The 19,345-nt window shown below is 53.6% G+C and carries 17 protein-coding genes; 8 read left to right on the plus strand and 9 right to left on the minus strand.

The features are described from left to right. On the plus strand, positions 1-375 hold a 375-nt coding region (locus VIN76_RS02470), incomplete at its 5' end, for a ribonuclease III family protein (protein WP_332040235.1). After that, on the plus strand, positions 372-1,280 hold the full coding sequence (gene era, locus VIN76_RS02475) for a GTPase Era (protein ID WP_332040236.1): 909 nt from the start codon (positions 372-374) through the stop codon (positions 1,278-1,280). The genes VIN76_RS02470 and era, both read left to right, overlap by 4 nt. Positions 1,281-1,289: 9 nt before the next feature. On the opposite strand, the gene VIN76_RS02480 is transcribed toward era, so the two are convergent. The 4 genes from VIN76_RS02480 to plsY form a co-directional block, all read right to left on the minus strand. Beyond that, a complete protein-coding gene (locus VIN76_RS02480; RefSeq protein ID WP_332040237.1) occupies positions 1,290-1,856 on the minus strand; it encodes a DUF1993 domain-containing protein in 567 nt (188 codons plus the stop codon). 31 nt (positions 1,857-1,887) lie between these two features. Continuing rightward, entirely contained in the window at positions 1,888-4,506 is a 2,619-nt protein-coding gene (topA, locus tag VIN76_RS02485) for a type I DNA topoisomerase (RefSeq protein ID WP_332040238.1), read from the minus strand. A gap of 111 nt (positions 4,507-4,617) precedes the next feature. Beyond that, complete coding sequence (gene dprA / locus VIN76_RS02490; protein WP_332040239.1) at positions 4,618-5,778, minus strand: DNA-processing protein DprA; 1,161 nt, start codon at positions 5,776-5,778, stop codon at positions 4,618-4,620. A 23-nt stretch (positions 5,779-5,801) separates the two neighbouring features. After that, on the minus strand, positions 5,802-6,395 hold the full coding sequence (gene plsY / locus VIN76_RS02495) for a glycerol-3-phosphate 1-O-acyltransferase PlsY (protein ID WP_332040240.1): 594 nt from the start codon (positions 6,393-6,395) through the stop codon (positions 5,802-5,804). Between the two features lie 152 nt (positions 6,396-6,547). Here plsY and murI point away from each other — a divergent pair, with 152 nt between their 5' ends. Continuing rightward, on the plus strand, positions 6,548-7,360 hold the full coding sequence (gene murI, locus VIN76_RS02500; protein ID WP_332040241.1) for a glutamate racemase: 813 nt from the start codon (positions 6,548-6,550) through the stop codon (positions 7,358-7,360). A gap of 120 nt (positions 7,361-7,480) precedes the next feature. Further along, entirely contained in the window at positions 7,481-8,695 is a 1,215-nt protein-coding gene (hemA, locus tag VIN76_RS02505) for a 5-aminolevulinate synthase (RefSeq protein WP_332040242.1), read from the plus strand. 248 nt (positions 8,696-8,943) lie between these two features. Here hemA and VIN76_RS02510 read toward each other — a convergent pair whose 3' ends face one another. After that, complete coding sequence (locus VIN76_RS02510) at positions 8,944-9,924, minus strand: threonine/serine dehydratase (protein WP_332040243.1); 981 nt, start codon at positions 9,922-9,924, stop codon at positions 8,944-8,946. A 53-nt stretch (positions 9,925-9,977) separates the two neighbouring features. On the opposite strand from VIN76_RS02510, the gene VIN76_RS02515 reads away from it, so the two are divergent. The 4 genes from VIN76_RS02515 to VIN76_RS02530 all read left to right on the plus strand — a co-directional run bounded on the left by VIN76_RS02515 (position 9,978) and on the right by VIN76_RS02530 (position 14,426). After that, positions 9,978-11,195 (plus strand): saccharopine dehydrogenase family protein, encoded by a 1,218-nt coding sequence (locus VIN76_RS02515; protein WP_332040244.1) that lies wholly within the window; start codon positions 9,978-9,980, stop codon positions 11,193-11,195. A 1-nt stretch (position 11,196) separates the two neighbouring features. Continuing rightward, positions 11,197-12,345 (plus strand): carboxynorspermidine decarboxylase, encoded by a 1,149-nt coding sequence (locus VIN76_RS02520; RefSeq protein WP_332040245.1) that lies wholly within the window; start codon positions 11,197-11,199, stop codon positions 12,343-12,345. Positions 12,346-12,532: 187 nt separating this feature from the next. Then, positions 12,533-13,732, plus strand: a complete 1,200-nt coding sequence (locus VIN76_RS02525) for a type III PLP-dependent enzyme (protein WP_332040246.1) — start codon at positions 12,533-12,535, stop codon at positions 13,730-13,732. Positions 13,733-13,994: 262 nt separating this feature from the next. Further along, a complete protein-coding gene (locus VIN76_RS02530) occupies positions 13,995-14,426 on the plus strand; it encodes an MAPEG family protein (RefSeq protein ID WP_332040247.1) in 432 nt (143 codons plus the stop codon). A 144-nt stretch (positions 14,427-14,570) separates the two neighbouring features. Here VIN76_RS02530 and VIN76_RS02535 read toward each other — a convergent pair whose 3' ends face one another. The 4 genes from VIN76_RS02535 to ilvD all read right to left on the minus strand — a co-directional run bounded on the left by VIN76_RS02535 (position 14,571) and on the right by ilvD (position 19,331). Further along, on the minus strand, positions 14,571-15,782 hold the full coding sequence (locus VIN76_RS02535) for a class I SAM-dependent RNA methyltransferase (RefSeq protein WP_332040248.1): 1,212 nt from the start codon (positions 15,780-15,782) through the stop codon (positions 14,571-14,573). Beyond that, complete coding sequence (locus tag VIN76_RS02540) at positions 15,779-17,182, minus strand: NAD(P)H-hydrate dehydratase (RefSeq protein ID WP_332040249.1); 1,404 nt, start codon at positions 17,180-17,182, stop codon at positions 15,779-15,781. Before VIN76_RS02540 ends, VIN76_RS02535 begins: the two co-directional genes overlap by 4 nt. Positions 17,183-17,227: 45 nt before the next feature. After that, the gene (locus tag VIN76_RS02545; protein WP_332040250.1) at positions 17,228-17,434 is read right to left on the minus strand and encodes a hypothetical protein; all 207 of its coding nucleotides are present in this window, start codon (positions 17,432-17,434) and stop codon (positions 17,228-17,230) included. Between the two features lie 175 nt (positions 17,435-17,609). Continuing rightward, the gene (gene ilvD / locus VIN76_RS02550; protein WP_332040251.1) at positions 17,610-19,331 is read right to left on the minus strand and encodes a dihydroxy-acid dehydratase; all 1,722 of its coding nucleotides are present in this window, start codon (positions 19,329-19,331) and stop codon (positions 17,610-17,612) included. Positions 19,332-19,345 lie beyond the last annotated feature (14 nt).

Consider the following 19,345-nt stretch of genomic DNA (forward strand, 5'->3'; position numbering starts at 1 on the left):
AAGCAGGCACGCGATGACGGCGCGCGGCATAGCGCCAAAGTGCTGGGTGATGTCATGGAATCGCTGATCGGGGCGATATATCTCGATCTTGGTATGGACAGCGCCAGACACTTCATCCTGAAAAACTGGGATAGCCGCATTTCGGGCATGGAAAAAGACATCCGCCATCCCAAATCGGCGCTACAGGAATGGGCGGCCGCGCATAATCGCAAGATGCCGGTCTATGAACTTGTGGAAAAATCCGGCCCGCACCACGATCTGCGCTTCACTGTCAAAGTCAGCATCAGTAAGGTCGGGGAAGTTGAGGCAACCGCATCATCTATACAAACTGCGGAGACAAGTGCCGCGAAACTCTTTTTGGAAAAGCACACATGACCCAGGATTCCAGCCCCCCAAAATGCGGTGTAGTGGCGCTGATCGGCGCGCCCAATGCGGGTAAATCGACGCTAATCAATGCGCTTGTCGGTCAAAAAGTTGCGATCACCAGCTCCAAGCCGCAAACGACGCGGACCCGGTTGCTGGGCATTGCGATCAAGGATGAGGCGCAGTTGTTGCTGGTCGATACACCCGGCATTTTTGAACCGCGCCGCCGCCTTGACCGGGCGATGGTGTCCGCCGCGTGGGACGGAGCAGAAGATGCCGATGTTATCATTTTCCTTGTCGATGCCCGTGGCGGTCTGGGCGAGAAAGTCACGTCCATTGTCGAGCGAGTGAAACACCGACAAGAGAAAACCATATTGGTGCTCAACAAGGTCGATATCGCGGCAAAGGACAAATTGCTCAATCTTGCTGCAAAGCTGAATGATCTGGCGGAATTCGACGAGACGTTTTTCATCAGCGCAAAGACCGGTGACGGGCTGGACGAACTCAGAGACTATCTGGTCAACGCCATTCCGGAAGGTCGGTGGCATTTCCCCGAGGATCAGGTTTCCGACGCCAGCGAGCGGATATTGGCCGCAGAAATCACCCGCGAACAAGTCTTCCGCCAGCTCCACGCCGAACTGCCCTATGCGACCGCGATTGCGATGGAACAATATAAGGAACGTCCCGACGGTTCGATCGAAATCCACCAGCAAATATTGGTCGAAAAAGCCAGCCAGCGCGCCATCATCCTTGGCAAAGGTGGCCACCAGATCAAGGAAATCGGCGCAAGGGCGCGCGCCGAACTGTCCGAGATTCTAGGCAAGAAAGTGCATCTTTACCTCCACGTCAAAGTCAGCGCGAACTGGGACGAGGATAAAAGCCTGTATCAGGACATGGGGCTGGACTGGGTTAAGTAGGGTTCGCGCTCAGCCTTCAGGCATCGTTTCAGGACGCAGATACGCAATCATATGCGGTATGTAGTCGGCTTTGCCGAGTTCGACTTTGTTGCTGCGCAATATCGCATAGGCGCTCATGATGTGGAAATAAAACTGGCCCAATGTCCAGTCACGGGCATATTGCTCCGCGGTCAGGTCGAAAATCATCCCGTTCGGAAGCTCATGTGCGATAGTATCATCAGTGTGCGCATCAAGCGCGTCGGCTGAGAGCCCGTCCAGCAGCGCAATTGCCTCATTAATTCGGGCTTGAGCATCCTGGATCGAACCGGGCCGTTCGCCTGCATTGCGCCCCTCATCAAGAAGCGCGTTGAGAGATTCAGGCAACGGCTCCCCGCTAAGCCGGCACACTGCTTCCTTGACCTGCACACAGACAAAACGAATTTGAGTCGACAGAGGAAACATGTCAGGTGCGAGGCGCGCTGATAGCAACGCTTCGGCATCTGCTTTTGGCAATTGAGTCTGTGCTTTTGTTAGCCACCCCGAAAGTGCTTTCAGCATTTGCGTATAAGTAGGGACGATCAGACTCGTAAGGTTCATAAGTTTCTCTCCTCAAACCAAAAAGAACTGCCTATTCAGTTTTGGCTTCCTCCGTTGCTTTCTTGGCCGCTGGTTTCTTCTTCGCTGCGGGCTTCTTCGCTGCCGGTTTTTTCTTCGGAGCGGCCTTCTTCGCCGCCGGTTTCTTCGCCGCAGGTTTTTTCTTAGGGGCGGCTTTCTTGCGCTTCTTGGCAGGGCCTTTGGCCGCGCGGTCATCAATCAATTGCGCCGCTTCTTCCAAAGTCAGCTCATCCTTGTCCACCGTTTTCGGTAATGATGCATTGGTCGTGCCGTCGGTGACATAGGGGCCATAGCGCCCGTCCATCAGCTTGATCTCGACCTCGGTGCGCGGGTGCATGCCCATGATTTTGAGCGGTTCCTGCTTCGCGCCGCGTCCGCCTTTGCTGTTTTTGGCGGCATCGGCCAGCTTGGCGACGGCGGCATTCATTCCGATTTCAAACACTTCCATGGTGTTTTCAAGCCGGGCGGACTTTCCGTCATGGCTCAGATAGGGGCCATAGCGACCGATCTGGGCCATGACCTCTTTGCCCGTTTCCGGATGAGTGCCGACTTCGCGTGGCAGGGAAAGCAGTTTTAGTGCCCATTCCAGACCAAATTCTTCATTGGGAATATCTTTGGGAATGGAAGAACGTTTGGCTTCCTTGCCTTCACCACGCTGGACATAGGGACCAAAGCGCCCGACCATTTTCGTGATTTTTTCCTCCGTATCGGGATCAATACCCAGGTCTTCGGGGCCTTCATCCGCGTCGGCATTCGCGCCGCCGCCCTGGGCAAAGCGCCGCGTATATTTACATTCGGGATAGTTGGAGCAAGCGACAAAAGCACCGAAACGCCCGCCGCGAAGGGCCAGCTTGCCTTCGTTACAACGCGGGCAAAGGCGCGGATCGCTTCCGTCCTCTTTTTCCGGGAACAGGTAATCGGCCAGGAATGTGTCCAGTTCCGCCGTTACTTCTGAGGGCAAACGCTCCATGACTTCGGCGGTCTTGGGTTTGAAATCATGCCAGAACGCTTCCAGGATTTCCTGCCATTGCGCCCGGCCACCGCTGACATCATCCAGCTCTTCTTCAAGAAGGGCCGTATAGTCATAAGCGACATAGCGTTCAAAAAATCTTTCGAGAAACCCTATTAAGAGCCGCCCGCTTTCCTCTGCAAAGAAACGGTTTCCTTCGGTCCGGACATAGGCGCGGTCCTTCAGCGTCTTGATGATCGACGCATAGGTGGAAGGACGCCCGATGCCGAGTTCTTCCATCTTTTTGACCAGGCTGGCCTCGCTGTAACGGGGCGGCGGCTGTGTGAAATGCTGGTTGGCTTCGACCGATTTTTTCGCCGGACTGTCGCCTTTTGCCATGGCCGGTAACAAGCCGCTATCTTCGTCGCCGCTATCGTCGCGGCCTTCTTCATAAAGCGCAAGAAAGCCGGGGAATTTAACCACCTGCCCCGTTGCGCGAAGCCCGGTCTGGCCAGTGCCGTCACGCATTTCAACTGTCGTGCGCTCCATACGGGCGGCGGCCATCTGGCTGGCCATCGCGCGTTTCAGGATCAGGCTGTATAATTTGGTGTGGTCCCCGCTGCCTGCACTATCGCGGGTGAAGCTGGTGGGCCGGATGGCTTCGTGCGCTTCCTGTGCGTTTTTGGCTTTGGTCTTATAAATGCGCGGTTTGTCCGGCACATAGCTTGCGTCATAGCGGTCGGATATGGCCTTGCGCGCGGCTGAAATCGCGCTGTCGTCCATCTGCACGCCATCGGTACGCATATAGGTGATCGCGCCATCTTCATAAAGCTGCTGTGCGATCCGCATCGTGTGGCTGGCCGAAAAGCCGAGTTTACGGGCGGCTTCCTGTTGCAAGGTTGACGTTGTAAAGGGCGGCGGCGGGTTGCGGGTTAGCGGTTTTGTTTCAACGCTTTCGATCGTGAAAAGACCGTTCTCGACCGCTGCCTTGGCGGCCATGGCCTGTTCTTCGTTGGACAGGTCCATCTTGTCGAGCTTCTTGCCCTGATGCACGGTGAGCCGCGCCTGAAAGTCCTGACCATCCTGCTCCATCAGGGCGGTGACAGACCAATATTCCTGCGGTTTGAAGATTTCGATTTCATGCTCGCGCTCGACAATCAGGCGAAGGGAAACGGATTGCACACGCCCTGCCGATTTTGCGCCGGGCAATTTGCGCCACAATACCGGGGAGAGCGTGAAGCCCACCAGATAATCCAGCGCACGGCGCGCACGATAGGCGTCGATCAGGTCATCATCCAGCGCACGCGGGCGGGTCATGGCCTCTGTAACGGCCGCCTTGGTAATCGCGTTAAACGTCACGCGGTCCACTTTTTCCGGCAGCGCTTTCTTTTTACGCAGCACTTCCTGCACATGCCAGCTAATCGCCTCCCCTTCGCGGTCAGGGTCAGTGGCTAGGATCAGGCGCGTGGCCTTTTTGGAAAGGTCGGTAATCGCCTTTAATTGCTTCGTCTTGTCCGCATAGGGTTGCCAGACCATCGCGAAACCGTCGTCAGGATCAACCGATCCATCCTTGGGCGGCAAATCGCGGATATGACCATAAGAGGCCAGAACCTTGAAATCCGATCCCAGATATTTTTCGATTGTTTTCGCCTTGGCGGGGGATTCAACGATTACTAATTGCATAATTTCCGATTTTCATTTGCTTCACGTACACACGCGAGGCTGTGGCAGAGATTGGGTGTTCGTCAAGCTCTTGATCGACAAAAAAGCCATTTAGGCGAATTTCAGGCGAATTCAACCGGCCAGACCTACGCGTGCGCCGGCGTGGCGGGACAGCCTGCCCGCCAGTTCCAGTTCCAGCAGCATCATTTGCACCGATGCAGCGGGTAAGCGGGATTGCCGGACCAGTTCATCGACGGACACAGGCGTCATGCTGAGCAGGCTGGTCAGCGATTGCCGGGCGGCGTTATCAATATCCGTGTCATCAATACCCATGTCCATGCCGATATTCATATTATCATTACTGTTTTGCGGGATTTCTCTTAATTTTTCCGGATGGCTCTGCGTTTCAAACAAATCATACGCAAAATCCGCTCCCGCTGCCCGTTCGTCAAAATGGCTGATCAGTTCCATGATATCATCCACAGACTGGATTAGCGTTGCCCCCTCCCGTATCAATCCGTTGCAGCCCCTTGATCGCGGGTCCAGCGGGGAGCCGGGGACTGCCATGACATGCCGCCCCGCTTCTGCGGCAAGGCGGGCGGTGATGAGCGATCCGGACTTTGGAGCCGCCTCGACGACGATGGTCCCTTGGGCAAGACCGGCGATAATCCGGTTCCGATAGGGAAAATGCCGCGCCCTGGGTTCCGTTCCCGGCGGCTGTTCGGCCAATAGCAGGCCATCACGCGCAATTTGTTCCTGAAGGCTTTGGTTTTCCGGCGGGAAATAGACGTCTATCCCGCCGGCAATCACCGCAACCGCGGACTTGCTGATGGAGCCCTGGTGCGCCGCCGTATCAATCCCCCTCGCCAGACCGGATACAACCGTAACGCCTTCATTCATCAGCGAATTGGCGAGATCGCGCGAAAAACGGCACGCTGCGGCAGACGCATTGCGCGCACCGACTATGGCGACCGTGGGATGGCTGAGCAGAGACAGGTTTCCGCGATAGATCAGGGCGGGCGGGGCGTTGCTTAACTGGGCGAGAAGATAGGGGTAATCCGGATCGCCGAGAAACAGATATTGCGCGCCAAGTTTTCTGGCCGCGTCCATTTCCCGCCGCACGGCATCTGCATCCGATATGCGCGGCGCCCTGCCGCCTCCGCGTGCCGCCAGTTCAGGGAGCATTTCCAAGGCTTTTCCAGCTGAACCAAAGCGGCGGACAAGCTGAACATAGCTGACCGGACCGACATTTGCGGATCGAATCAGCCTCAGCCGGTTAAACTCTTCATTCATGCTTTGCGCCGTTTAACGGTTAATCAGGATGCGCCGACTTTGGGTTCCTCACCTGCCATCAGCCGCTCGACATTAGCGCGGTGCTTCCAGATTACAAGAAGGGCAACACCGATATACATCGGCGTCGATGGATAGTCGCCCATAATTAACGCAGTTATCGGCACAGAAACCGACGCCAGCATCCCTGCGACCGATGAATATCGGAATATTGCCAGGGCGAGCAGCCACGTAACCGCAAACACAATGCCCAGCATCGGTGCCAATGCAGTGACAATGCCAAGCAGGGTCGCAACGCCTTTACCGCCCTTAAACTTAAGCCAGACCGGATAGAGATGCCCCAAAAACGCACCCATCCCGGCCATGACGCCCAGCCCTTCATCAACACGCGACGCGATTATGACTGCCACAGCGCCTTTACCGACATCCAGCAACAGCGTCAGGGCGGCGATCGCCTTGTTCCCTGTTCGCAAGACATTGGTGGCGCCGATATTCCCGGACCCAATTTTACGCAGATCCCCGCCGCCGGTAAGCCGCGTCAACAGCAAGCCGAAAGGTATCGACCCCAGCATATAGCCAAACAATACGGCCAAAATTGTTTCAATCCAGATGGATTGCATCGTGCGGGTTTCCTTACTTGGACATAGCCGGAGCTATCCCTAACTTACTCCATCGGCAAGGCTTTTGCATATTAAAATTGAACGCGGTTAACGGATTGCGAGGTGAAGCAAGGCGCTTGCTGAACCTGTGCCGCTTAACTAGAGGTCCGGTAATGACAGGCAATCAAACAAATACCACCGGCCCGCTTTTATTCTTTGACACAGGTGTCGGAGGATTATCCATTTTGCGTGAAGCGCAGAAATTATTGCCCACCGCGCCGGTCGTTTACGCCGCTGATTACGCGGGCATGCCCTATGGCATGAAAACAGAGGCCGAACTTTCCACCCGCATCCCCTTGCTCCTGGGGCGGCTTGTTGAGCGCTATAAGCCGCAGCTGGTGACAATAGCGTGTAATACAGCGTCAACCATCGCGCTCGATGTTGTCCGGTCCGTATTGGATATTCCGGTCGTCGGTACTGTTCCCGCCGTCAAGCCAGCCAGCCTGATGACGAAAACCGGTGTCGTCGGTCTGCTCGGCACACCTGCCACAATTCGTCAGCCTTATGTTGATCGTCTGGCCGGTGAATTTGCTGCCGACAAGAAACTGCTACGGTTCGGTGCCCCTGAACTGGTCCACGCTGCCGAAGCCAAGTTACGCGGCGAAGTGCCTGACCCGAATGCCATTCAGGCCGCCGTGAAGGGCCTGACCGATCAGGAACATGGAAATGAGATTGATACAGTCATTCTGGCGTGCACGCATTTTCCTTTGGTGCAAGAGGAGTTGCAGAAATCATTCCCCAATCCCGTCCGCTTCATCGACGGGGCACAGGGGATTGCAAGGCGCATTGAATATCTTACCAAAGATATTATATGGCCAGAAACCGCGAATTCCGGCGTTTTCGTGACGACTGGCCCGCTGGAAGCGCTGGCACCATATCGCAAGGCGTTCCATGAATTTGGGCTGGACAGGTTTGAAGCTCTTTAAGAGGCTATCTTTCCAATATCTTATTGAGAATGGTTCTCGCTGGATATTCGGTAAAAAGGTCGTTATTGGCCATTTACGCGATTGGACTTGCTACAAGAATTATACAGGAATTGTTGAAAAGTGGATTACGATAAGGCTTTTTCTCAAGCGATTAACCGTCTTCACAGTGAAGGCCGCTATCGGGTTTTTATCGATATCTTGCGGAACAAGGGTTCCTTCCCGAACGCCCGCTGTTTTGCCCATCATAACGGACCAAAGCCTGTAACCGTCTGGTGTTCCAATGACTATCTCGCCATGGGGCAGCATCCCGATGTGATCGCTGCGATGGAAGAAGCCTTGCATGATGTGGGGGCCGGTTCTGGCGGGACTCGCAATATTGGCGGCAACACCCACTATCATATCCAGTTGGAAAGCGAACTTGCCGATCTGCACGGTAAATCCGGCGCCTTGCTGTTCACATCCGGCTATGTTTCCAACGAAGCAACCCTTTCCACGCTGACAAAAATATTGCCCGGTTGCATCATTTTTTCAGATGAACTGAACCATGCCTCCATGATTGCGGGCATTAAAAATAGCGGCTGTGAAAAACGGGTTTTCCGGCACAATGATCTGGAACATCTTGAAGAATTGCTCGCTGCCTCGGACCCTGATGCGCCAAAGCTGATTGCTTTCGAGAGCATTTATTCCATGGATGGCGATATCGCTCCGCTGCACGCCATATGTGATCTTGCCGATAAATATAACGCCTTGACCTATTGTGACGAAGTTCATGCCGTTGGCATGTACGGGAAGCGCGGCGGCGGTATATCGGAACGCGATGACGCGGCCAGCCGTATCACCATTATCGAAGGAACATTGGCGAAAGCCATAGGCGTTCTGGGCGGTTACATCACTGCGGACCAGAAAATTATCGATGTCATCCGTTCCTATGCCCCCGGGTTTATTTTCACCACCAGCCTGTCTCCCGTTCTAGTTGCCGGAGCCTTGGCTAGTGTCCGTCACCTGAAAAAATCAAGCGCAGAGCGGGACGGCCAACAGGCCGCTGCCCAGTTGTTGAAAAACATGTTCGCCGACGCTGGCTTGCCCGTCATGGATTCCACCACCCATATTGTGCCGTTGCTGGTCGGTGACCCCGTGAAAGCCAAGAAGATCAGCGACATATTGCTGGCCGAATACGGCGTTTATGTGCAGCCGATTAACTATCCGACCGTCCCGCGCGGTCTGGAACGCCTGCGCTTCACGCCCGGACCTGTTCATACCGAGCAGATGATGGCTGATCTCACCAAGGCGCTGGTTGAAATCTGGAGCCGGATGGAACTGCAACTCGCAGCCTGATAGCCGCAGCCGATAACCGCCTAACTTTCCGCCTGTCCTACATGCTACCGGCTATGCTAAAGCCTTGTCCGGTTCTGTCTCAATCCTGAATATCATCTGCGTCTGGCCCCCGGCCAGATCCTGCAAGATTGCGTAACAATCTGTAGGTCGATTTGTTGGGAATTTGTTGGAAATTGTCCAAGCAGTACCAAAACAGGATTTGGCTGAAATGCACTGTTCCTTGGTGTGAAGTTTGTGAAGTTTAGACTTTACGCACCGATTATTTCCGCAAAGCGTTTGCGGTCAATATTCCCGCCCGAAAGTGTAATGGCCGTCCGGTCTGTGACAGGCACATAGCCCGCCAGCACGGCCGCCAGCGCGACCGCTCCGCCCGGTTCAATCACCACATGCAGCCGTTCAAACGCCACCCGCATCGCGTCATGAACCTGCGAAGCCGACACCGCCACACCCTTTGCGTTACGCGCTTTCAATATGTCGAAGGTCAGCGGAGAGACGATCAGCGTCTGCAAGGCATCACAATCGGTAGCAGGTGGATTGTCCTGCACCGGGATGATCGTGCCACTTTCCAGAGAATGCTTCATATCGTCCCACCCTTCCGGCTCTGCGACTATAATATCTGCCTGCGGATTGGCCAAAGCTATGCCCGATGCCAACCCGCCGCCGCCGCAACAGACAACCAGTTGATCTGGCGGAGAACCTGTCAGGGCGATCATCTGGTCCCGGATTTCGATGCCGGCGCTGCCCTGCCCCTCGACAATCCAAGGATCATCAAAACTGGGCACGACCACCCCACCATTTTTCCCGGCCACTTCGGCAGCCAGTTTTTCGCGTGATTCTTTCAACCGGTCATAAGTAACGACCTCGGCGCCCAGCTTCTTGGTATTTTCCAGCTTGGCCGCGGGCGCATCGCCCGGCATGATGATGGTCGCCTTGATCCCGAGCCGCCGCGCTGCCCACGCCACGCCCTGTGCATGATTACCGCTGGAAAAGGCCACCACACCGCGTTTGCGTTGATTTTCATCCAGATCGGTTAAACGATGCCACCCACCGCGTATCTTGAAAGCGCCTATGGGTTGAAGACATTCCGCTTTGCACCATATAGTCTTTCCGTCGATAGTAAGCGGCAGAAGTGGCGTCGAAGGCAAAATATCGGCGATTTTTTCCGCCGCGCGTTCGACGCCCGCCAAAGTCGGTTTCCTCGCAGGGTCCAAAAGTAATTGCTCTGTCATGGCGTGCTTCTATATGCGGGTAGGTGATTCCTCTAGCAAAATGAGTAAGCATTATGAGCAAAGTTTTGGTAATCGGCGCAGGCGGTGTCAGTTCTGTGGCTGTTCACAAAATGGCACAGATAGTCGCTGCCAAGACAGGACCTTTTTCGGATATCGTGCTCGCGAGCCGGACCGTTGCCAAATGTGAGGCAATAGCGGAATCGGTGAAACAGAGAACCGGAGTGGATATTGAAACTGCTCAGGTCGATGCAGATGATGTTTCTGCCATGACCGCGTTAATAGAAAAGGTGAAACCTGACCTGGTTGTCAATCTCGCGCTGCCTTACCAGGATCTACCGATCATGGATGCGTGTCTGGCGACCAAGACGGATTATCTGGATACCGCCAATTATGAACCGCGGGACGAGGCAAAGTTCGAGTATAAATGGCAATGGGATTACAATGATCGTTTCCGCGATGCCGGTATCATGGCCTTGCTTGGCTCCGGCTTTGATCCCGGTGTGACATCGGTTTTCACGACTTGGCTCAAAAAGCACCATTTCGACCGCATCGACACGCTGGATATACTTGATTGCAATGGCGGCGACCACGGGCAGCATTTCGCAACCAATTTCAATCCGGAAATCAACATCCGCGAAGTGACCGCTCCGGCACGCCACTGGGAAAACGGGTCATGGGTCGAAACACCTGCGCTGTCCCATAAACAGGCGTTCGATTTTGACGAAGTGGGTGAGCGCAACATGTATCTCATGTATCATGAGGAGATTGAATCGCTCTCCAAACATATCCCGGAAATCAACCGCATCCGCTTCTGGATGACATTTGGTGATGCCTATCTTACGCATCTTGAGGTGTTACAGAATGTCGGCATGACTTCGATTGAGCCGATTGAATATGAAGGGCAACAGATCGTACCGCTTCAATTCCTGAAAGCCGTATTGCCTGAACCCGCAAGCCTTGGCGAATCGACAAAGGGCAAAACCAATATCGGCGTGATCGCCACGGGCGAAAAAGACGGGGTTCAAAAAACCCTCTATGTCAAAAATATCTGCAGCCACGAAGCCGCTTTCGAGGAAACCGGAAATCAAGGCGTCAGCTATACCACCGGCGTTCCAGCCATGATCGGGTCGGCTTTAATGTTGTCGGGCCAATGGGCAGGCAAAGGCGTATTCAACATGGAAGAATTTGATCCCGATCCCTTCATGGCCATGTTGAATGAGCATGGTTTGCCCTGGAGCGTGGAAGAGCTGGACGCGCCGCTGGCTTTCTAAGATGGAAACAAAAGCAGGAGATCCCGGCGCATTTGCGCGTTTCGATTTGACCCGTGTGCCCTCTCCCGCCTTTGTTGTGGACGAGGCCGCTATCCGCAGGAATCTGGATGTTCTGGCGGACATAAAGGCACGATCGGGGGCGAAGATATTATTGGCGCTCAAGGCTTTTTCGATGTGGTCGCTTGCGCCTATCATCGACGAGTATCTTGATGGCTGCTGCGCCTCTGGCCTGTGGGAAGCGAAGCTTGCTGCCGAGCATTTCAAGGGCTCGATCAGCACCTATTCTCCTGCCTATAAGAAGGATGATCTGGAAGAAATTGCAGCGCGTTCCGAGCATGTCATTTTTAACAACCCGGCCCAGATCAGCAGGTGGAAAGACCTGGTCACCTGCGACATCGGCCTGCGCCTAAATCCTGAAATCGCTCTGGGCGAGACACCGAAATATGATCCCAGTCAGCCGCATAGCCGCCTGGGCTTTCCCATCTCACAGTTAAAGTCATCGCATTTTGAAGCTATTTCCGGAATTCATTTCCATAATCTTTGCGAACAGAATTTCGGCGAGTTGGAGCAGACTTGGGCAAAAATAGAACCCGTCATCGCTCCCCACTTTGGCAAACTTAAATGGATCAACCTTGGCGGCGGTCATCATATAACGCGCGATGATTACAACCGGGATGCGCTTGTCCGGTTTTTAAGCGACCTGAAAACCAAATCGGGCTGTGAGATCTATCTGGAACCGGGAGAGGCCGTTGCCCTTGATGCCGGGATATTGGTCGGGGAGCTTCTGGATATATTTGATAACGGAATGCCCGTCGCTATCACGGACATTTCTGCCACTTGCCACATGCCCGACGTTATCGAAGCGCCGTATCGCCCCGCGATGCTGAGTGAGCGCAGCGACGGAGATCCCGTCCGGCTAGGCGGGCCAAGCTGTTTGGCGGGCGATATTATCGGTGACTACCTGCTTCCCGAACCGCCGCATATCGGCCAGCGGATCGCATTTCTGGATCAGGCCCATTATTCTATGGTAAAGACCAACACGTTTAATGGTGTCCCCCTGCCCTCAATCTGGCTTTGGAATAGCGTAACAGATGATTTGCGCTGCGTTAAAAAGTTTGACTGGACCGCGTTTCGCGACCGGCTTAGCTGACGCCCCAATGAAAAGTTGCAAAGCAACAACATTCGGCCCTTGTTCATAATTTATCGACTAAAGACACTTTACAGACCGTAAAAGCGAACATATATCCGCCCGCACTGCCCCATGGCCGACCCCGAATCTTCATGGCAAAACCGCAAGGCAGCTCAATCGATAACAGAAATGTAGGGGTTCCCTTGAGTTGCACAATTTCCATAATGCACAGGAGCTGACGAAGGCTCTTAGTCCTGACATCCCAGTTTTGCTGAATCGTCCACACGCCGCACGGCGTGCGGCACGCTATTTTGTCGAACAGTTTCCCGGCAGGTCGCTTTACGCCGTTAAAGCCAATCCCTCGCCAGAACTTTTGAAACTGCTCTACAGTGAAGGCGTGACGCACTTTGACGTGGCCTCGATTGCTGAAGTACGCCTTGTCCGTGCCATTTTGCCGGAATCGGAGCTATGCTTCATGCATCCGATTAAATCCGAAGCGTCTATCCGCGAAGCTTATCGCGATCACGGCGTGCGTGTTTTTTCGCTGGACAGCATTGATGAGCTTGAGAAGATTGAACGCGCCACCGACAACGCAGAAGACCTGACGCTGTGCGTGCGAATAAAGGTCGCATCGGAATTTGCGCAAATAAGTCTGGCGTCGAAATTCGGCATTGATGTCGATGATAGCACGGCGCTATTGATGCGTGCACGCCAGACTGCGGACGCATTGGGCATTTGTTTCCATGTCGGAAGTCAGACTATGACGCCGCTCGCTTATGTCCAGGCACTGGAACGGGTCCGCACGGCGATTGTCGAGGCATCGGTCACGGTTGATATTGTCGATGTAGGTGGTGGGTTCCCTTCTATTTATCCTGAGATGGAACCACCGTCACTCAACCATTATTTCAGCGCGATTAGCCGGACTTTCGAAGATTTGCCGATCAGCTATTCAGCGGAACTTTGGTGTGAACCAGGCCGCGCGCTGGCGGCTGAATATAATTCACTGATCGTCAAGGTCGAGCAGCGCCGTGGTAACGAACTGTATATCAACGATGGCGCCTATGGCACCTTGTTTGATGCGGCCCATATTGGCTGGCGCTTTCCGGTAAAGCTGATTGGCGGCACATCATCCGATGCGGGCTCTACCGAATATAGCTTTTACGGTCCCACCTGCGACGACATGGATCATATGGCCGGACCGTTCATCCTACCCGACGATGTAAAGATCGGCGATTATATCGAGATCGGCATGCTGGGCGCTTATGGAGCGGCGATGCGAACCAAGTTTAACGGCTATGGATCAATTGATGATTATGATGTCATCGATGAACCTATGGCAAGCGTCTATGTCGGTGATAATCTGGATCGTACGAACCGGGAGAATGTTGTCTCCTTCCCCGGAGCGTAGCAGCTCGATCCAGTCGGACGTTAACCAGCTAGTTAAGTTGCATTTGACAATTTGAAATATGTAACGCAGGTTCCCCCGGTCTACTGCCGACCGGGGGGAGAATGTTGTCATTGGACACCGTAATATTGCGCCACCAGATTTGTTGATCATTGGTCAGGTTGATACCGGACATTGATTGTCAATTGCCCAGCATTTGGGTCCCCCTTCGAGGAAAAAGGACAAAAACGATAATCTACAAGATTTTTTAGGAGGGGGAAATAAAATGGAATTCAGTCCTATATTACAGCCTGTTGTAGCGCTCATCTTATGGACCATGCTGATGTGGTTATGGATGTATGTCACCCGCATACCGGCCATGAACAAGGCAAAGATCGATTCAGCCAATCTGATAGGTGGTACTGGAGCGGATCTGGACGAGTTACTACCTGCAGAAGTCCAGTGGAAGGCGCATAATTACAACCATTTGCTGGCCGAGCCGACGCTTTTCTATGCTATCGCACTTGTTCTTGCTGTAATTGGACAAGGCGGCGGATATAATCTGACCATCGCGTGGATCTATGTCGGATTGCGAGTTCTGCACAGCCTGATCCAGTCGACTGTGAACAGAGTTATGTTCCGCTTTCTGGTGTTCATGCTGTCCAGCATATGCATAATCATCCTGGCAATTCGGGCAGCGCTTGTTGTGTTTGGCTAAACACGTTGGCGGCTATCTCCTTTGGACAAGGAGATAGCCGCTAATGCTGATCCTCTTAAAGCACGTTTCTAAATCTAGTGGGGTTTAAGAATGAGAGGCGTCTCTCAACATACCAAATCCCATTCATACCGGCTCATGAATCAACTATTTCAATGAAAAGCTCGATACCAACTCTACATGTGTCGACCATAAAAATTGCCCGACCGGCCAAACTGCGTCGAGTTTATAACCGGCGTCGCATAATTGCTTTGCATCGCGGGCAAAGCTTGCCGGATTGCAGCTGATATAACAAATTTTGGGAACTTCGGATTGTGCAATCTGTGCAACCTGATCGCGAGCGCCGGCACGGGGCGGATCCAGTATAACCGCGCCAAAGCGGTTCAACTCATCCGGACTCAGCGGCCGTCGGAACAGGTCACGATGCTCGGTAAAAATCTGGCGCTTTGACAAATTCGCGGCCATTTGCAATGCGCCTATCGCATCGCGTGACCCTTCCGCAGCATAGACCTTGCGATTATCGCCCAAGGCAAACGCAAATGTGCCCAGACCTGCAAACAGATCAGCCACAAATTTGCTGTTACCAACCGTTTCAAGCATAGCACTGACAAGTGCGTCCTTGCCTTCATGTGTGGGCTGTAAAAAGCTGTTATGCGGCAAGGACACGGCAACTCCGCCCAGTGTGACCGTTACCGGTTCCGGCTCCCACTGTGTTTCCGGGCCGAAACCATTATCGACAGAAAGCCGCGCAAAACCATTCTCTTTAGCAAAATCTGCCAACGCCACCCGCTCTTCCAAGCTCTCCGGTTCATAGTTATTGATGCACAGATCAACTCCTTGGTCGGCCAGACTCATCTCGATATTCATATCATGCTTACGCCGGGCGACGGATTGCAGAAATATCCGTAATGGCTCGATGACGGCAAAAAGCTCGGGCCGCATAATCTCACATTGCTTCAGGTCGACGATCCGGTGACTACCGGCGCCGCTAAATCCTAGTTTAAAGTTCTTGCCCATCATGGCTCCGCGCAGGCTTGCACGAATACGGCTTTTCGGTTTTGAAATTTGCGGAGGATGGAGTGTGCCGGCACTCAACCCCTGCCCTTCCAGCGCATATACTATCCGGTCGGTTACAAATTGCGCATAGCTCTCCGCATCCAAATGCTGGAGACTGCATCCGCCGCAATTCTTAAAGTGCTGGCAAGGCGGTTCAACATGATGCGGCCCTTTAATCAGACCGCCCTCGTCATTCAGCCGGTCAAGCGGTGCGGAAAAAGCCACATGGCGACCATCGGCTGTCACGCCATCACCTTTGGCTGCTACGCGTAAAATAATATTGGAATCGATTTCAGTGCTCATAGGCACCCTTGTAGCGCTTTTGGAATATGATCAATTAGTATCTCTGGCGAGAAAGCCGGACCGGCCAGTTTTCCGGCGCGACTATGTAGCCATTGGCCCTGTTCTGCGGCAAGAAAGGCATCTTTCAGGCCAGCGAAACGGGCCGCTATAATGCCAGCGAGAACATCACCTGTTCCTGCCGTCGAAAGCCAGCTTGATGATGCGGGCGCTAATAGGACATCACCTTTCGGGCTGGCGATAACACTATCCGCCCCCTTGTGAAGTATAACCGCACCGCAATCCGTCGCTAATTGCGTGGTCCGATCAATTTTTGAGCCTTCTGTTTGGCATGCAATCGCTGCAAACTCCCCGGCGTGCGGAGTCATTATTACCGGATGAAAGCGGCTTTTCAGACAATTTGCTCCATCCTGCCCCAAAAGAATCAATGCATCGGCATCCAGCAAAACCGGTTTTTCAATATCCAGAACCAGGTTCAAAAGCTCAGTAGCACGGTCATTACGGCCAAGTCCTGACCCGATCAAAATGACATCAATCCTATCATCCGATAATTGCGCGCGGAGCTGTTCCAATCCTGTGTGATATTCGGTAACAATACTGTGATGGGGAGGCAAGAAACCCGATTTTGCGAAGATCTTAACATACCCAGCCCCGGAGTGCTGTGCCGCCAAAGCGGCCAGTTTAGTTGCTCCCGGCATTTCGCCTGCAACGATAGCAACCAGTCCTCTGGTATATTTATGATCGTGGCTTGTGGGCGGGCAAATCGAAGGCCTTTCTAGTAACCGGATTGATGAGGCCGCATCAACGCCAATATCAACGCCAACCAGGCCCCCCATAAGCGCGCAGGCAGGCATCAGGTAATGCGCGGGTTTGAAAGCCCCTAAAGCAATGGTCAGGTCATATGGCGGAACAGGGTTCAGCAACTTGCCGCTATCGGTATCCACCCCGCTGGGAAGGTCCACTGCTACCCGCCGTCGCGCTCCGCTATATAGTCGTTGATGGTGATCCAGTAATTCACCGGAGACGGGTTTGGTCAGACCTGTTCCAAACAGGCAGTCAACAAATTGTAATGCTGGTTTAGCATCAGCCAGCCTCAGCGTTTCGCCTTTCCATAATGACCGAGCGTTCTTTGCCGCATCTGTTCCGGGATCACTGCTCGCCGCAACTATGACTTCGGTGCCTTTTTCCAAAAGAGATTGAGCGATTACATAGCCATCGCCGCCATTATTACCGGGGCCGCATAGTACAAGTGTAGGGGTGTGGGGAGCGGACCGTGCAATATATTCTGCAGCGCCCTTTCCGGCGCGATCCATCAGTTCGATGACCGAAACTCCGTCATCAATCAGCTCCTGCTCCGCTGTCCGCATGTTTTCCGCAGTCAGGATATGCCCATGGTTGAGCATCAACACCCCTATTTCTGGCCCTATTACGGGCCTAACCTCCGGTTTCTAACCCGGCTCATTATCCACGGCGGCGCTCTTCATCCGCGCTGGCATGATATATTTGTCCGATCCGACACTAACCAATATTTCGCTGTCATCAACTATTTCAATTCTGGCTTTCTCTGCACCATCCGCAGCCTCAAGCCCGTGACCGTCAGTCAGGATGTTAAAACGGCGAAAGCCGCCGTCAGGGTGGCGGACGACTAATGTCACGCCATCTTCAGCGACTAGCCGTTCGGCTTGACAACCATCCGAAAACTCAGAGCTCCCATTAACCGCACACTGTATCGTGCTGCCATCAATTCCCTTCGCTCTTTCATCTTCGTTGGCGCTCCCCCCACTATCCGTCACTCCGCATGCGGAAAGTAGCAAAAGTGCCGTGAAGATACTAGATATCCGCGTAAACATGTTTTTCCGCTTTTGCGCCGGGATGGGTTACAGCGCCTTTATAGGCCGGACCAACATTCTGAGCATAGCGCCATAGGGCCCCGGACGCATAATCATTTTCATGCGGCTTGAAGCGGGAACGACGCTCTTCCAGAATTTTTTCATCAATCTCGAGATCAATGATTCCAGCAATCGCATCGATATTAATTATATCGCCGTCCTCAACCAGACCAATAGGTCCGCCATCCACCGCTTCTGGTCCCACATGACCGATACAAAAACCGCGTGTTCCTCCCGAAAAACGACCATCGGTAATGAGCGCGACCTTCTCACCCATGCCTTGACCGTAAAGCGCCGCCGTTGTCGCCAACATTTCGCGCATTCCGGGTCCACCTTTCGGCCCTTCGTTTCGAATGACTATAACCGAACCTTCTTTAACCTCGCGATTTTCGACAGCAGCAAAGGCATCTTCTTCGCATTCAAATACCAGAGCCGGGCCGCGAAATTGCAAACGCGCCATGCCCGCGACCTTAACGATCGCACCTTCGGGAGCCAATGATCCTTTCAGGCCAACGACACCGCCAGTAGGGGTAATCGCATTCTTTACATCATAGATAACTTTCTGATCGCTATTCCATGTGATTTCGTCAATATTCTCAGCCAGTGTTTTGCCGGTAACCGTCATGCAATCACCGATAAGCAAGTCGTTAGCTATCATGGTCTTCATGAGCATATACACACCGCCAGCGTCATGCATGTCTTTGGCGACATATTTCCCACCCGGTTTCAAATCGGCCAGATAAGGCGTCGTTTTGAACACTTCGGCAACGTCAAAAAGATCAAAATCGATCCCCGCCTCGCTGGCCATTGCAGGCAGATGCAACGCGGCATTCGTTGACCCGCCGGTCGCAGCAACCACACGGGCAGCGTTAAGGAAAGCGTCTCTTGTGCAAATATCCCTCGGACGCAAATTGAGTTCGATCAGGTTCATTATCTGACGCCCGGCAGCAAGCGCCATATCGTCCCTGCTTTTATAAGGTGCGGGGGCCATATTGCTGTTGGGAAGCGATAGACCAATCGCCTCGGCAACACATGCCATTGTGTTTGCTGTAAACTGTCCGCCGCAAGCACCATGTCCCGGGCAAGCCACTTTTTCCAGTTCGATCAATTCCTGAAGTGGGCAGTTCCCGGCGCTATACTGGCCTACAGCTTCAAAAACATCGACGACCGTAACATCTTCATTGTGGAAACGACCCGGCAATATGGAGCCGCCATAGACGAAAATCGAAGGAACATTCAGCCGCAGCATGGCCATCATCATGCCAGGCAAGCTTTTGTCACAACCCGCATATCCAATCACAGCATCATAGCAATGGCCGCGCACGCTCAGTTCAACGGAATCAGCAATAACTTCCCGCGACACGAGGGAAGATTTCATCCCCTGATGCCCCATGGCAATGCCGTCGGTGACCGTAATAGTGTTGAAACGACGCGGAGTTCCACCCGCATCGATCACGCCTTGGCGCGCGATATTTGCCTGAACATCTAACAAGGTATTGCATGGCGCGCTATCATTCCCGGCAGAAGCAATGCCGACAAACGGCTTTGCGATATCTTCTTCGGTCATTCCCATAGCGTAATAATAGCTACGCTGGGGCGCGCGTTCCGGGCCGATGCTGACATAGCGGCTGGGCAGAGTAGATTTATCGAATGTTCGGGTCATTTCATGGTCCTGCA

This window comes from Parasphingorhabdus sp., from assembly GCF_036568145.1.
Lineage (GTDB): Bacteria > Pseudomonadota > Alphaproteobacteria > Sphingomonadales > Sphingomonadaceae > Parasphingorhabdus.